This window comes from Paraburkholderia sp. EG287B (genome assembly GCF_040965595.1).
GTDB lineage: Bacteria > Pseudomonadota > Gammaproteobacteria > Burkholderiales > Burkholderiaceae > Paraburkholderia.
On sequence record NZ_JBFRCG010000003.1, the window covers coordinates 52,217 to 67,021 of the forward strand.

At 66.6% G+C, this 14,805-nt stretch carries 14 protein-coding genes; 5 read left to right on the forward strand and 9 right to left on the reverse strand.

Going from position 1 to position 14,805, the window contains the following annotated elements:
- Positions 1-102: 102 nt before the first annotated feature.
- A complete protein-coding gene (locus AB4Y40_RS05565) occupies positions 103-1,536 on the forward strand; it encodes a cytochrome-c peroxidase (protein WP_368686767.1) in 1,434 nt (477 codons plus the stop codon).
- Positions 1,537-1,629: 93 nt separating this feature from the next.
- Here AB4Y40_RS05565 and AB4Y40_RS05570 read toward each other — a convergent pair whose 3' ends face one another.
- The 8 genes from AB4Y40_RS05570 to AB4Y40_RS05605 all read right to left on the reverse strand — a co-directional run bounded on the left by AB4Y40_RS05570 (position 1,630) and on the right by AB4Y40_RS05605 (position 7,672).
- A complete protein-coding gene (locus tag AB4Y40_RS05570) occupies positions 1,630-1,968 on the reverse strand; it encodes a cupin domain-containing protein (protein WP_254315481.1) in 339 nt (112 codons plus the stop codon).
- A gap of 9 nt (positions 1,969-1,977) precedes the next feature.
- Positions 1,978-2,406 (reverse strand): OsmC family protein, encoded by a 429-nt coding sequence (locus AB4Y40_RS05575; RefSeq protein ID WP_042260258.1) that lies wholly within the window; start codon positions 2,404-2,406, stop codon positions 1,978-1,980.
- A gap of 79 nt (positions 2,407-2,485) precedes the next feature.
- Positions 2,486-3,283 (reverse strand): cytochrome c, encoded by a 798-nt coding sequence (locus tag AB4Y40_RS05580; RefSeq protein ID WP_368686768.1) that lies wholly within the window; start codon positions 3,281-3,283, stop codon positions 2,486-2,488.
- Positions 3,280-4,905, reverse strand: coding sequence for a cbb3-type cytochrome c oxidase subunit I (locus tag AB4Y40_RS05585; protein ID WP_368686769.1), 1,626 nt, complete (start codon positions 4,903-4,905; stop codon positions 3,280-3,282). Before AB4Y40_RS05585 ends, AB4Y40_RS05580 begins: the two co-directional genes overlap by 4 nt.
- Positions 4,895-5,470, reverse strand: coding sequence for a cytochrome C oxidase subunit II (locus AB4Y40_RS05590; protein ID WP_368686770.1), 576 nt, complete (start codon positions 5,468-5,470; stop codon positions 4,895-4,897). Before AB4Y40_RS05590 ends, AB4Y40_RS05585 begins: the two co-directional genes overlap by 11 nt.
- 28 nt (positions 5,471-5,498) lie before the next feature.
- Entirely contained in the window at positions 5,499-5,681 is a 183-nt protein-coding gene (locus AB4Y40_RS05595; protein WP_368686771.1) for a hypothetical protein, read from the reverse strand.
- Positions 5,682-5,688: 7 nt separating this feature from the next.
- Positions 5,689-6,972: a cytochrome c gene (locus AB4Y40_RS05600; RefSeq protein WP_368687106.1), complete on the reverse strand. Its 1,284-nt coding sequence runs from the start codon at positions 6,970-6,972 to the stop codon at positions 5,689-5,691.
- Between the two features lie 94 nt (positions 6,973-7,066).
- Positions 7,067-7,672, reverse strand: a complete 606-nt coding sequence (locus AB4Y40_RS05605; RefSeq protein WP_368687107.1) for a cytochrome c — start codon at positions 7,670-7,672, stop codon at positions 7,067-7,069.
- A 527-nt stretch (positions 7,673-8,199) separates the two neighbouring features.
- Here AB4Y40_RS05605 and AB4Y40_RS05610 point away from each other — a divergent pair.
- A complete protein-coding gene (locus tag AB4Y40_RS05610; RefSeq protein ID WP_368686772.1) occupies positions 8,200-8,940 on the forward strand; it encodes a FadR/GntR family transcriptional regulator in 741 nt (246 codons plus the stop codon).
- Positions 8,941-9,027: 87 nt separating this feature from the next.
- Here the strand turns inward: AB4Y40_RS05610 and AB4Y40_RS05615 are convergent, their stop codons facing one another.
- Positions 9,028-10,611: an aldehyde dehydrogenase (NADP(+)) gene (locus AB4Y40_RS05615; protein ID WP_368686773.1), complete on the reverse strand. Its 1,584-nt coding sequence runs from the start codon at positions 10,609-10,611 to the stop codon at positions 9,028-9,030.
- A gap of 269 nt (positions 10,612-10,880) precedes the next feature.
- Here AB4Y40_RS05615 and AB4Y40_RS05620 point away from each other — a divergent pair, with 269 nt between their 5' ends.
- The 3 genes from AB4Y40_RS05620 (at position 10,881) to gudD (ending at position 14,755) form a co-directional block, all read left to right on the forward strand.
- Positions 10,881-12,212, forward strand: coding sequence for an MFS transporter (locus AB4Y40_RS05620; RefSeq protein WP_368686774.1), 1,332 nt, complete (start codon positions 10,881-10,883; stop codon positions 12,210-12,212).
- Positions 12,213-12,251: 39 nt separating this feature from the next.
- Positions 12,252-13,340: a lactonase family protein gene (locus AB4Y40_RS05625; protein ID WP_368686775.1), complete on the forward strand. Its 1,089-nt coding sequence runs from the start codon at positions 12,252-12,254 to the stop codon at positions 13,338-13,340.
- A 65-nt stretch (positions 13,341-13,405) separates the two neighbouring features.
- Positions 13,406-14,755: a glucarate dehydratase gene (gene gudD / locus AB4Y40_RS05630; protein WP_368686776.1), complete on the forward strand. Its 1,350-nt coding sequence runs from the start codon at positions 13,406-13,408 to the stop codon at positions 14,753-14,755.
- Positions 14,756-14,805: the final 50 nt, after the last annotated feature.

Consider the following 14,805-nt stretch of genomic DNA (forward strand, 5'->3'; position numbering starts at 1 on the left):
ACATCAGACGCCGGACGTCGATCAGATCGACGGCGCGGAGCTCAACTGCTCGCGGCGTTCGGCTTTTCCTTTTCGTGGTAGTACGCAAAGAAAGATCGCATCATGTCCGAGCTTTCCACTTCGCCGACACCGTCTTCACCCAAACCGCGCAGCGCGGCGAGCCCCGCGCGGATCGTCCTGCGCGCCGCCGCCGCCGTGATCGCGGTCGGCGCACTGGGTTTCTGCGCCTACGCCGTGGCGTTCCCGGCCGACGTGCCCGATGCCGTGGGCGAGGTCGTCGAGAACCTGACGGGCGCGAATCCACACCCCGTGGTGCTGCAGCGCCCGCCAGTCGCACCGCTTTCGGCGATGGCGCAGCTCGGCAAGCAGCTCTTTTTCGATCCGGCGCTCTCGGGCTCCGGTCAGCAGTCCTGTTCTTCGTGCCATAGCCCCGGCCGTTCCTACGGGCCTCCCAACGGGCACGACGTGCAGATGGGCGGCCTCGCGATGAACCAGCAGGGTTATCGCCCGCCGCCTTCGCTCATGTATCTGTACCGTCAACCGAACTTCAGCATCGGTCCCGACCAGGGTGAAGCCGACGACGCGCCGACGGTCGTCCAGCAGGCCAGCGCCGCCGCCGACGTCGTGAAGTCGCAGAAGGTGGCGGGCGGCGCATCGACCTCCGTGGAGATGGTGCCGCAGGGCGGCCTGTTCTGGGACGGCCGCGCCGACACGCTGCAGCAGCAAGCGTATGGCCCGCTGCTCAACCCTGTGGAAATGGCGAACACGAGCATCGAGCAGGTGGCGACGAAGCTCGCAAAAGCGCCGTATGCGAAGCACTTCGCGGAACTGTTCGGCGAGCGGATCTTCAGCGACCCGAAGCTGGCGGTGGCGGAGGCGATGTTCGCGATCTCGCGCTACCAGGTGGAAGATCAGTCGTTCCACCCGTATAACAGTAAGTACGATCGCTGGCTCGAAGGCCATGCGCGCCTCTCGCAAGCGGAACTGCGCGGCCTGCGCCTCTTCAACGACCCGAACAAGGCGAACTGCGCGGGCTGCCATCTCTCGAAGCCCGGCAAGGACGGCCTGCCGCCCATGTTCACGGACTACCAGTACGAGGCGCTGGGCGTGCCGCGCAACAACAAGCTCGCGCAGAACAAGGACCCGCACTTCTTCGATATGGGCGTATGCGGCCCGTTCCGTTCGGACTTCAAGGACCAGACGCAGTACTGCGGCATGTTCCTCACGCCCACGCTGCGCAATTCGGCCACGCGCACGGTGTTTTTCCATAACGGCGTGTATCACAACCTCGACGACGTGATGGCGTTCTACAACGATCGCAATACCGACCCGGGCAAGTTCTATCCGCGCGGCCCCGACGGCAAGATCGACAAGTACGACGATATTCCGCCGCAGTTCCAGAAGAACGTGGACGTGACCGATGCGCCGTTCGACCGCAAGTTCGGCGACAAGCCCGCGATGACGCAAAGCGACATTCAGGACATCATCGCGTTCCTCAAGACGCTCAACGACGAGCCGTTGCCGTCGAAGCCATGAGCGGGGCGGGGCAGCCCGTCTTGGGCAAGTAAAAGGGCGTGTCCGGTATTCGCCGGGACACGCCCTTTTTTTGTGGTGGATGCCGCGCTAGCCCTACTTGTCCCCATGGGCAAGATGAATCGTGACGATCACGGAGGCATCGTCGAGCGCTTCCAGCGCGTGCGTTTCGCCGCCGCCGAGCAGCAGCATGTCGCCGGCGTGCATGGTGCGCGGGTCGCCGTTCACGAAGAAGCGGATCACGCCTTCCACGCACTGCACCGTGATCTCGCCGGGCACGCTGTGCTCGGGCAGGCGCTTGCCCGCGGGCAGCACGATGCGCATGACTTCGAGTTGCTGCGCGCGGATCAGGGTGGTCGACTTCGTGTTCTTGAGCGCGCCGCCCAGCGGACGCACGTCGAAGACCTCACCCGGCGCGGCATGGGGGATGGCCATGACAGCCTCTCAAACGAGCTTCGCGTTGAGCGTGATCTTCGCGTTGTTGGCGAAGAGCTTCGACACCGGGCAGTTTTCCTTGGCGCCCTTCGAGAGCTCGTCGAACTTCGCTTGATCGATGCCCGGAATCTTCGCGGTCATGTCGAGCTGGCAGCTCGTGATGGCGAAGCCTTCGCCCACCTTGTCGAGCGTGACGGTCGATTTCGTCTCGATGCTCTCGGCCGTGAAGCCCGCCTGGGTGAGAAAGAGCGAGAACGCCATCGTGAAGCAGCCCGCGTGGGCCGCGCCGATCAGCTCCTCGGGGTTGGTGCCGGGACCGCCTTCGAAGCGCGAGGCGAAGCCGTACGGCGCTTCCTTGAGCACGCCGGTTTGCGTCGAGATCGTGCCTTGTCCGTCCTTGATGCCGCCGTGCCATTTTGCCGATGCCGTCTTTTGCATGATGTCGCTCCGCGAGTTTGGATGAAGGACGTGCAGGGCGCGCAATTTGCGTACCGCCGCAAGTCCCGCAGGGGTGGGTTCAGGGTTGCTTCGGCGGCGTTTCGCCCGCGTACCAGGCGGCGGCCGCGTCGATTTCCTCGGGCGTCATGTTGCGCGCGATATTGCGCATCTGCTCGGAAATGTCGTTGTGGCGCGTGCCGTTCGCGAACGCGAGCAACTGCGCCTTGGTGTACGCGGCCGGCAGGCCGTCGAGCCACGGGCTGCCGATCTTGCTGTCCACGCCGCCATGGCAGGACGCGCACGCGGGAATATTGCGCAGCGGCGCGCCGTGCGCCACGATGGCGGGCGCGCCGCCATGCAGGTGCGCGATCGGCTGCAGCGAGGCGTAGTAGGCGGCGAGGTCGCGCATGTCCTCGTCGGACAGATCGCGCGCCATGGGCGACATCACCGCGTTCTGGCGGGCGCCGGTCTGGAAGTCGTGCAGTTCCTTGAACACCACGATGGCGAACTGGCCCGCCAGATTCGGCGAATTGGCCATGCTGATGCCGCGCGGGCCATGGCACATCGTGCAACGCAAGGCGAGCGTCGCGCCGCGGCCAACCGAGAGCGTCGTCGCCCCATCGAGCATGTGCGGCGTCAGTTCGACCTGGCTCAGCTTGTAGCCCGGCGGCACCGCCGATCCGACCGGGTGCCAGTCGCGCGGCACGCCGGCCGCGCTGCAGATCGCCGTCCAGATGCCCTGAAAATACGGGTCGCTCTTGGCGGAAGGCAGCCAGATGAAGCCGATCAGCACGGAGACGACGAACACGACGATGGCCGTGCCGACGCTCGCGCGAAACCACACATTGCGAAACGAGAACAGGCGTTCGTCGCTCATCGCTGTGCTCCAATCGGGATCGCGGGCACGGCCGTTTCGGGCGTCGCCAGCAGTTGCGCGATCGGGTAGCCGTAATTGGTGATCGTGAGGGCGACCATCAGCACGACCCACAGCCCGAAGCTATTGAGCGCCACCGGCAGCGTGGCCGACTCGTGCACCGGCTTGCTGAAGCGATATTCCTCGGGCGCGGCCGCCTCGCTGCGATGCCCCTGCAGCAGCACGGTAAAGAACAGCACCGCCGAGACCACGAGGATCAGTCCGCCAATGGCCGAGAGCACCACGAGCGCGCCCTGGCCCGCGAGCGCCGGGTCGCTGTAGTCGTAGTAGGCCATGCGGCGCGGCATGCCCATGAGGCCGACCAGGTGCCACGGGAAGGTCGTCACGATCATGCCGATGAACCACAGCCACAGCTGCCAGCGCATGAGGCGCCAGTTGTTGAGCGCGCGGCCCGTGATCTGCGGCCACAGGTCGTAGGCGATGGCGAAGTACATGATGACGATCGCGCCGCCGTAGATCAGGTGAAAGTGGCCCGTGATCCACTGCGTGTTGTGCACGGACTGGTCGAGCTGGTAGCTCATGTTGATGAGGCCGCCCGCGCCGCCGAAGCCGAGCATGACGAACGAGAACGCCACGGCCAGCATTTGCGGGTTCTGCCACGGCAGCTTCGCGATCCAGCCGAACGGGCCCTTGCCGCCGCGCAGGCGCCCGGCGATCTCGACCGACGCGCAGATCGTGAACACGGTGAGGAGCGTGGGCACCGAGACGAGCGCCGTGAACACCGACTGCACGAACTTGAAGCCCGAGCCCACCTGCGGATCGGCGAACAGGTGGTGAATCCCGATCGGCATGGCCACCACGAGGAACAGGATGAACGAGATGCGTGCCATCACGTCGCTGTAGAGCCGGCCGCCGATCGCGCGCGGGACGATCGTGTAGTACGCGATATAGGCGGGCACGAGCCAGAAGTAGACGATGGCGTGCAGGGTCCAGGAGAAGAACACGCGCGCGAGGCCCGCGTCGATCGTATTGCGCCAGCCGAAGGCCACGGGCAGGATCTGGAACAGCACTTCGATGGCCGCGCCCACCGCGGTCCAGCCCCACAGATAGGCGCCCGCCGTGGTTGCGAACATGGCGAGCGGCAGCGGTTTGCCGCGGTTCTCGCGCTTCCACTTTGCGGTGTTGATGCCCATCAGCGCGACCCAGACCCACGAGCCCACCACGACGAGCACGACGCCGAGGTAATAGAACACGTTGCCGATCATCGGCGGGTAGAACGTATAGAGCACGGAGGCGAGGCCGAGCGCCACTGGCACCGAGGCCGTGACGGCGCCGAGCGCGAGCAGGATGAAGCCGAGCCAGGCCCACTTCACGCCCACGAGCGGGCGCTTGAGCGCCAGTTCGCTGACCGCGTAGCCGAAGCCCATCGCGATGAGCGTGGGAAACACGTAACCCATCACGGTGCCGTGCTCCGTGACCGAGCGGTAGTACAGCTCGGGGTCGTTGAGCCACGGATGCAGCGGGCTGCGTACGAACATCTGCCACGCGCCGAGCAGCAGCGCCACGCCGAAGACGATGAACGCGAGCCAGAAGTGGGCGAGTACGAGTCGCTTGTTATTTAACACAGCTGAGTCTCCGCGCTGAATTGCCTGGCTGGTTCGCCATCTGCATGAAGGCATCGCGGTCGATGACCTTCACGTGGGCCCACATGCCCTGGTGGCCCGTGCCGCAGTATTCGTGGCACGGCATGAGGTGGTCGGAGGGTTTGTCGAAGGTCGTGCGGAACGTCGAGATGTAGCCCGGCTCGACCATCGAGTTCAGGTTGGTGTCCGTGACGAGAAAGCCGTGCACGACATCGGCGCTCGTCGCGCGGAAGGTAACGGGCGTGTTCGCCGGGACGAGGATGCATTGCGGCGTGAACGAGTACTGCTGCGCGAGGATGCGCACCGTCACGGAGCCGTCGGTCTCCACGGCGCTGCCGAGGTTCGACTCGACGAATTCGCCGGACACGTGCAGCGTTTGCGGATTGACGAGCTCCACGCGCGAAGGCGGCATCATGGCCCAGTGCAGGCCCGTGAACACCACCACGGCGACGAGCAGGGAGACGAACGCCACCATGAGCGTCGCCCAGCGGCGCTCGACGCGCGCGGCGACTTCGGCACTGGCATGGTTATCGAGCGGATTCGACATGAGGCCGGCCTTTTCTTGTCTGTCTGAGCTATTGGATGACGCCGCGCGGCAGGAACACGACGAAGTAGAAGATGAACCAGAGCGCGGCGACGATCGCCGTGGCGATGCCCGCCAGGGCGAGCGCGCCGCCCGGGCCGGTGGCCACGATCTCGTCGACCTGTTCGTGTTGCGGGCGCTCGCCCGGTTGTTCGGGTACGGGAGTTTCGATCATCGCAGCCTCAGAAAAGCGGCGCGGAACGCAGCGCGTTCACTTCGTGTTCGGAAACCGGCGTGCCGTGATTGCCCCACGCCGTGCGGATATACGTGACCACGGCCGCCACTTCTTCATCGGAGAGCGACTGCGCGAAGGGCGGCATGCCATAGGGCATGGGGTTCTTGTGCGTGCCTGGCGCATAGCCGCCGTTGAGCACCATGCGGATGGGATTCACGGCCGAGTTCATCTGGATCGACTGGTTGTCGGCGAGCGGCGGGAAATGCGGGGGCTTGCCCTGGCCTTCGGTGGCGTGGCAGACCGCGCACTGCGACTCGTAGATCTTCCTGCCGAGCGGCACGAGGCGGGCGGCTTCCTCCGTCACGAAGGTGCTCTTGGGCGACTTGTCGACCTCGTTGTTGCGGCCCGGCAGCGACTTCAGATAGACGGCCACGGCGCGCACGTCGTCTTCGGTGAGGTACTGGAAGCTGTCGTAGACCACTTCGGCCATCGGCCCGTACACGGCGCCGCGCTTCGACACGCCCGCGTGCAGCAGATCGACGATGTCCTCGATGCTCCAGTCGCCGAGGCCCGCTTCCTTGTTCGAGGTGAGCGAAGGCGCGTACCAGTTCTGCACGGGAATCAGACCGCCCTCGAACGCCTTCGAGGGCGAGTTGCCGCCCAGCGCGTTGATGGCCGTATGGCACATCGTGCAGTGGCCGAGGCCTTCCACGAGATAGGCGCCGCGATTCCATTCGGCGGACTGCTTCGGGTCGGGCTTGAACTCGCCCTGGCGGAAGAACAGCGTGCGCCAGCCGAGCAGCAGCGCGCGCTTGTTATACGGGAAGCGCAGGTCGTGCGGGCGGTTCTCCTTGTGCACGGGCTGCGTGGAGAGCAGGTACGCGAAGATGGCGTCCGAGTCCGCGCGCGTGACCTTGGTGTACGACGCGAACGGCATGGCCGGATAGAGCAGCGTGCCGTCGCGCGACTTGCCCTCGTGCAGCATGCGGTAGAACTCGTCGGCGGTCCACGCGCCGATGCCGAAGGTCTTGTCCGACGAGATGTTCGGCGTGTAGAGCGTGCCGAACGGCGTTTCCATCGGGCGGCCGCCGCCAAACATCTGCTCGGAAGGCACCGTGTGGCATGCAATGCAGTCGCCGGCGCGCGCGAGGTATTCGCCGCGCGCGATCAGTTCGGCGTTGTGCGCGAGCGGCTTCGCGTTGGCCGCGGCTGCCGCCGCGGCGGCGCTCGCCGCGTCCGCCGCGTTCGCGCTGGGCGCGGCCGTTTGCGCGAGCGCGACCGCGGCGCCCATGCAGAGCGTGGCGGCCGCGAGCGAGAGGCGCGTCGCGAGCGGCTTTGACGACGACGGGAGAAGGGATCGAAGTCTGCGCACGTCGAGGCCCCGGCTAGTTGTGGACGCTGCCGCACGCGAGCGGCAGCGGCGAGGCCGCCGCCGGCGTCGTATCGGCGGGCGCGGGTTGCGACGAGAGCCAGGCCGCGATCGCGGTGATGTCGCGGTCGGCGAGACGGGTGGCAATGTCGTGCATGCAGTCGGGCGCGGCGGCTCGGCGCGTGCCGTAGCGGAACGCGCCGAGCTGTGCGCTGATGTAGTTCGCATGCAGGCCCACGAGGCCCGGGATGGCCGGCTGCATCCCCGTGAGCGAGGCGCCGTGGCAGCCTGCGCAGGCCGGGACGTTGCGCTTGCTATCGCCGTTCATGACGAGCGTTTTACCGAGCGCGAGCGTGGCTGCATCGACCGTGGGTTTGGCGGGCAGCGGATAGGGCGGGTGCTGCTGCGAGAAGAATTCCGCGATCTGCTTGAGGTAGGCGTCGGGCAGATACGCCAGCAGATAGTTCATGGGCGGGTAGCTGCGGCCGCCGTCGCGGAAGGCGACGAGCTGGTTGAACAGATACCCCGCCGGCTTGCCCGCGAGACGCGGGAAGTAGTCGTTGTCGGTGCCTTCGCCGTGTGCGCCGTGACAGGCCGCGCAACCCATCACGCGGGCCTGCATCGTGTCAGGCGCGGGCTCGGCGGGCGGCGCCGCGAGGAGCGGCGCCCATGGCAGCGCGAGCGCAAGGATGATCAGGACGATGCGGGTTCTCAATGATTCCCTCGTTGCGGATGGTAACGACACAAACGCGTTGCGATTCGATATCAGTTGAGGCGTCGTCCGTGGGGGATTCTCATTGTGCAAGACGGCCGGGCGCGCACCTTTTCGAGGAGATTATCGGAGAACGACGACTTGTGCAGCCAGGATGTGCAAATAAATCTGCCGGATTATTGCAGCGAGACATGTTTGCTAACACAACGATATGCGTTCCCCGCCGCGGCTCGGAACGGCGCGAATTGCATCGGAATGCGAAATAAAATGAGGATCGTTTGCGGCGCGGTTTCGTGGGGTGTCCGGGCCTGCCTGGATGGCGCCCATCATGCAGTCGTAGGATGTCCTCAGTCGCATGCTCGCGCGCTTTTCCGGCGGTTGTCCGACAACGTATAATGGAACGACTTACGCACGCATATCGAGCCAAGGAGATCCACATGGCGGAGTCGCTTGCCACGCCCATCGCCGCGCGTAGCCGCAATCTCGCCGAGCAGGTCGTCAACTTCATCAGCGAGCAGATCGCCACGCGCGCGCTCAAGCCCGGCGACAAACTGCCCACCGAAAGCAACCTCATGACGCAACTGGGCGTGAGCCGCACGGTGGTGCGCGAGGCGATCTCGCGTCTGCAAGCCATGTCGGTGATCGAAACGCGTCACGGCATCGGCAGCTTCGTGCTGGAGCCGCGCCGCGAGCCGCTCGATCTCGACGTCGTCCCGGCCAGCACGCTGGACGATGTGCTGTCCGTGCTGGAGCTGCGCATCAGCCTCGAAACGGAGGCCGCGGGCCTCGCCGCCCAGCGTGCGAGCGAGCGCGACCTCGCGGGCATGCGCGCCGCGCTCGACACACTCGACGTCGTCATCCGCACGGGCGGCGACAGCTCGGGCGCCGACCTCGAATTCCACATCTCGGTGGCGCGCGCCACGGGCAACCGCTATTTCGTCGACATCCTCACGCAGATGGGCGCGGCGCTGATACCGCGCCGGCGCGTCGATTCGGCCGGCATCGCGCATCGCGATCCGCAGGCTTACGCCGAGCTGGTGAACCGCGAGCACGAGAGCATTTTCGACGCTATCGCCCGGCACGATCCGGATGGCGCACGCGCGGCCATGCGCATGCATCTGTCGAGCAGCCGCGAGCGGCTGCGCCGCGCGGCGGCGGAGTCCGGCGAAAAGGCGTAGCGCGTTCCAGCGTCGCCTCCATGGAAAAACAGCGGCCAACAGCCGCTGTTTTCATTTGCGATGCGCGAAAGGCGCCGATGAGGCAACTCAGCTTCGCACCAGCTCGCCGTTTTTGCGCCGCCAGAGGTCGAGCGGATTGGCGTCCGCCAGTGCCTGCGGCAGCAGCTCGGCCGGGAAGTCCTGATAACACACCGGCCGCAGGAAGCGCTCCATCGCGCTCGTGCCCACCGAGGTCGCGCGGCTATCGGAGGTGGCCGGAAACGGGCCGCCGTGCACCATCGCGTGCGTGACTTCCACGCCGGTCGGGAAGCCGTTCACGAGCAGGCGGCCGGCCTTGCGTTCGAGAATCGGCACGAGGCGCATCGCGGCGGGCACGTCGGTGCGGTCCATCTGGATCGTCGCGGTGAGCTGGCCCGCGAAGTGCTCGGCCACGGCGAGCAGTTCGGCTTCGTCCTTGCAGCGCACGAGCGTCGAGGCCGGGCCGAACACTTCGTCTTCGAGGGCGGGCTGCGCGAGGAAGGTTTGCGCGTCGGTCATGAAGAGGGCGGCAAACGCCTGGTTCGGGCCGCTCGCGCTCTGGCCTTGCGCGAGGGCGCTCACGCCCTGGGTTTCGGCGAGGCGCCGCGCGCCTTCTTCATACGCCGCATGAATGCCCTCTGTGAGCATGGTCTGCGCGGGCTTGATGCCCAGCGCCTGGGCAGCCGCCTGTGCGAACTGGTCGAGCGCCGGGCCCTCGATGCCGATCGCCAGACCCGGATTCGTGCAGAACTGACCCGCGCCGAGCACGAGCGAATCGACGAAGCCCTGTGCGATGGCCGCGCCACGCGCCGCGAGCGCCTCGGGCAGCAGGAACACGGGATTGATGCTGCTCATTTCCGCGTAGACGGGAATGGGTTCGGGCCGGTTCGCGGCGATGCGCATGAGCGCCGTGCCGCCCGCGCGCGAGCCGGTGAAGCCGACGGCCTTGATGGCCGGATGCGCGACGAGCGCCTCGCCCACGGTGCGCCCCGCGCCGACGATGAGCGAGAACACGCCCTCGGGCAGCCCCATCTCCTGCACGGCCTGCTGGATCACGCGGCCGACCATCTCCGAAGTACCGAGGTGCGCGCCGTGCGCCTTGACGATGACCGGGCAGCCCGCCGCCAGCGCCGCGGCCGTGTCGCCGCCCGCCACAGAGAACGCGAGCGGGAAGTTGCTCGCGCCGAACACGGCGACCGGGCCGAGCGCGATTTTCTGCAGACGCAGGTCGGCGCGCGGCAGCGGCTTGCGCTCGGGCAGGGCGGCGTCGAGCGTGGGCGTGAGCCACAGTCCCTGGCGCACTTCCTGCGCGAACAACTTGAGTTGACCGACGGTGCGGCCGCGCTCGCCTTCGAGGCGCGCCTTGGGCAGGCCGGTTTCCGCGTGGGCGCGTTCGGTGAGCATGTCGCCGAGCGCGGCGATGCCGTCGGCGATGCGTTCGAGGAACGCCGCGCGCACAGCGAGCGGTAGCGTGCGGTACGCGTCGAACGCCGCGGCGGCGAGCTGGCAGGCGGCGTCGACGTCGGCGGCCGTGCCGCTGCCGAAGGCCGGTGCGGGGATCGCTTCGCCCGTGGCGGGATTGAAAGCCGCGAGCGGCTTTTCCGAGCCGCGCACCGCGCGGCCTCCAATGAGCATGTCGCCAGTGATTTGCATATCGTCTCCGAGTCTCGTTGCAGTGAGTTAAGTCATCGTACAACTATCATACGCCAGATCGTCGCCAGCGCCCACCCGCGGCAGGCGGCTGCAGCAGCCCAGAACCGCTACAGGCGCGCAGATTCGAGCTTTATCGGTTATGATTCCGGTTCCGGAGCAGGGTAAACACGACGTTGGCTCCCTCGGTGCGCAAGCCTAGAATGTCATCAGACAACGTACCACGAAGCATCCAATCCGCGCGCTGCCTGCGCCTGAAGGAGACAACCCCGATGTCCGCCCCCGCCAACCGTTATGAGGACCTGCTGGAGTCAGCCAGCGCCAAGGTCCTGCGGCACGTGCTCCCGCTCTTCCTCATCATGTTCATCGCGAACTATATCGACCGTGTGAACGTCGGTTTCGCCGGCGCGCACATGCAAGCCGATATCGGCCTTTCGGCGGCGGCGTATGGGTTCGGCGCGGGGCTGTTCTTCGTGGGCTACGCGATCTTCGAGGTGCCGTCCAACATCCTCATGCAAAAGTATGGCGCACGCGCGTGGCTCACGCGCATCATGGGCACGTGGGGCGTGGTGGCCGCCGCCATGGCGTTCGTGCACAACGACACCTCGTTCTACGTGCTGCGGTTTCTGCTGGGCGTAGCCGAAGCCGGTTTCTTTCCCGGCGTGATCTATTACTTCGCGCAGTGGCTGCCGCAGAAGGAACGCGGCAAGGCGGCGGCCGTGTTTCTCGCGGGCTCGGCGTTCGCGTCGGTGCTCTCGGGCCCGATCACGGGCGCGCTGCTGTCGGTGCGCGGCCTCGGTCTCGCGGGCTGGCAGTGGATGTTCCTGATCGAAGGCGGCTTTTCCATCGTGCTGTGCGGCGTGAGCTGGGTGTTCCTGAAGTCGCGCATTCGCGATGCCCACTGGCTCACGAACGACGAACAGGGCGCGCTCGAGACCTACATGGTGCGCGAGCAGGCCGAGCGCGAAGCCGCCACGGGCGCGCACGTGCCGGTGCTGCGCCTCCTGAAGGACCCGCAGATCGTGCTGTTCTGCTTCCTCTACTTCGCCATTCAGCTCACGATCTACGCGGCCACGTTCTGGCTGCCCACGATCATCCGCAAGATGGGTGGCCTGACCGACTTCCAGGTGGGCCTCTACAACGCCATTCCGTGGATGATCGCGATCGTCGCGATGTACTGCTTCGCGCTGCTCTCGGCGAAGTACCGCTTTCAGCAGGCGTGGCTCGCCGTCGCACTCGTGATCGCGGCCTGTGGCCTGTTCGCTTCGACCTCGTCGGACCCGGTGTTCTCGTTCGTGGCGATCTGCTTCTCGGCCATCGGCTTCAAGGCGGCTTCGTCGCTGTTCTGGCCGATGCCGCAGGGCTATCTCGACACCCGCGTGGCCGCCGGCGTGATCGCGCTCATCAATTCGCTCGGCAACCTGGGCGGGTTCTTCGCGCCGGCCACCTTCGGCTATCTTCAACAGCATACGGGCTCGATTACGGGCGGCCTCTATGGCCTTGGCGTGACCTCGCTGATTGCCGCCGCCGCCGCGTTCCTTGCCCGTAACAAGCCGTCGCGCCGCGCTTTCGCCGACGATCCGGTCCGCAGCGGTGCGCACTGAGCCCGCGCGCAACCCTCAATCGAGAAGGAAACCCGCACCATGAGCCAGCCGAACCCCGAACGCTTCTTCGTCTACGTCGCGAATTCGAAAGACGGCGACATTGGCGTGTTTCATCTCGATGCGCGTAACGGCGCGCTCACGCCGCAAGCCCGCGTGGCCGCGCAGGACAACGTGATGCCGATGGCGCTCTCGCCCGATCGCCGCCGCCTTTACGCGGCCACGCGAGGCGCGGACAAGCGCATCAACGACTACGCCATCGACGCGCAAAGCGGCAGTCTCGCGCCGCGCGTGCAGACGCCGATCGAATCGAGCCTCGCATATCTGTGTGCCGAGCCGCAGGGGCGTTTCCTGCTGGGCGCCTCGTACGGCGAGCATCGCGTGAGCCTGTATGGCGCGAACGATCTCGAGAGCGGTAATGGCGCGCCGCTGCAGGTGATCGGCGAGATCGAGCACGCGCACGCGGTGATCGTTTCCGCCGACGGGCGCTTCGCGTATGCGTCGTCGCTCGGCAGCGACCGCGTGTTTGTGTTCGCGCTGGAAGACGCGGGGCGCCTCGTCGAGATCGGTGCGGTCGATCTCGGCGCGGGCTTCGGTCCGCGGCATCTGCGCTTTTCGCCCAGCGGCGACGTGTTGTACGTGCTGAGCGAATTCCGCGCGACGGTGGCGGTGCTCGCGCGCGACGCGGCCACGGGCAAGCTAACGGCGCTGCACGTCTCGCCGCGCGCGCCGGTGCTCGCGCATCTGAACGACGGCTTTGCGCGCCCGAGCCCCACGGACCCTGTGCAGCCCGATCCCGCCGTGCTCGCGAAGCTCGTCTGGGCCGCCGATATCCACGTCTCGCCCGATGGGCGCTTCGTCTATGTGTCCGAGCGCACGACGAGCCAGATTCTCACGCTGCAGGTCTCTCAAGACGGCGCGCTCGAATACGCGGGCGCGACCACGACCGAGACGCAGCCGCGCGGTTTTCGCATCGACCCGACGGGCCGTTTTCTCGTGGCGTGCGGAGAAAAATCGCAACACGTGTCGGTCTACGCGGTCGATGCGGCGAGCGGCGCGCTCACAGCCGTCTCGCGTGGCGAGGGCGGCCACGGCGCGAACTGGGTGGAGATCGTCGCCGCCAACGCTTGACCGCATCAACCCAAGGTTTCGATTGTCAGGGCGCAGCGCGCCGCACTTTTACAGGTAATCCGTTCATGTCTACACAAACCGTTCAAGCGAACGCCACGCCCGTTGTGACCGAGTTGCGCGTCGTGCCTGTGGCGGGCCGCGACAGCATGCTCCTGAACCTCTCCGGCGCGCACGGTCCGTTCTTCACGCGCAACGTCGTGCTGCTGCGCGACAGCGCGGGCAACACCGGCATCGGCGAAGTGCCGGGCGGCGAGGCGATCCGCAAGACGCTCGACGACGCGCGCGCGTTCGTGGTCGGCCAGTCCATCGGCAACATGCAGTCGGTGCTCAACACCGTGCGCAAGCAGTTCGCCGATCGCGACTCGGGCGGCCGCGGCCTGCAGACCTTCGACCTGCGCACCACGATTCACGCGGTCACGGCGCTCGAAGCCGCGTTGCTCGACCTGCTCGGCCAGCATCTGAACGTGCCAGTCGCCGCGCTGCTCGGCGAAGGCCAGCAGCGCAGCGAAGTGGAGATGCTCGGCTACCTGTTCTTGATTGGCGATCGCAACAAGACCGATCTCGCCTACGCGAGCGGCGCCGATGGCCGCGACGACTGGGAGCGCCTGCGCACCGAAGAGGCGATGACGCCGGAGGCCGTCGTGCGTCTGGCCGAAGCCGCGCAAGCGCGTTACGGCTTCAACGACTTCAAGCTCAAGGGCGGCGTGCTGGCGGGCGACGCGGAAATGGAAGCGGTCACGGCGCTGGCCGAGCGCTTCCCCGAAGCGCGCGTGACGCTCGACCCGAACGGCGCGTGGTCGCTCGCGGAAGCCATCCGCCTGTGCCGCGACAAGCACGGCGTGCTCGCCTACGCGGAAGACCCGTGCGGCGCGGAGAACGGCTATTCGGGCCGCGAAGTCATGGCGGAATTCCGCCGCGCCACCGGCCTGCCCACGGCCACCAACATGATCGCGACCGACTGGCGCCAGATGGGCCACGCGATTCAGCTGCAGAGCGTGGACATTCCGCTCGCCGACCCGCACTTCTGGACCATGCAGGGCTCGGTGCGCGTGGCGCAGATGTGCAACGACTGGGGCCTCACGTGGGGCTCGCACTCGAACAACCACTTCGACATTTCGCTCGCGATGTTCACGCATGCAGCCGCCGCGGCGCCCGGCAAGATCACCGCGATCGACACGCACTGGATCTGGCAGGACGGCCAGCGCCTCACGCGCGAGCCGCTGCAGATCGTGGGCGGCAAGGTGCAGGTGCCGCACAAGCCGGGCCTCGGCATCGAGATCGACATGGACGAGCTGGAAAAGGCCCACGCGCTCTACCAGGAGCACGGCCTCGGCGCGCGCGACGACGCGATCGCCATGCAATACCTCATTCCCAACTGGAAATTCGACAACAAGCGTCCGTGCCTCGTGCGCTGAACGCCGTCTTCGACTGAACACCTTTACTGACTTCGCAACAGGATCAAGAC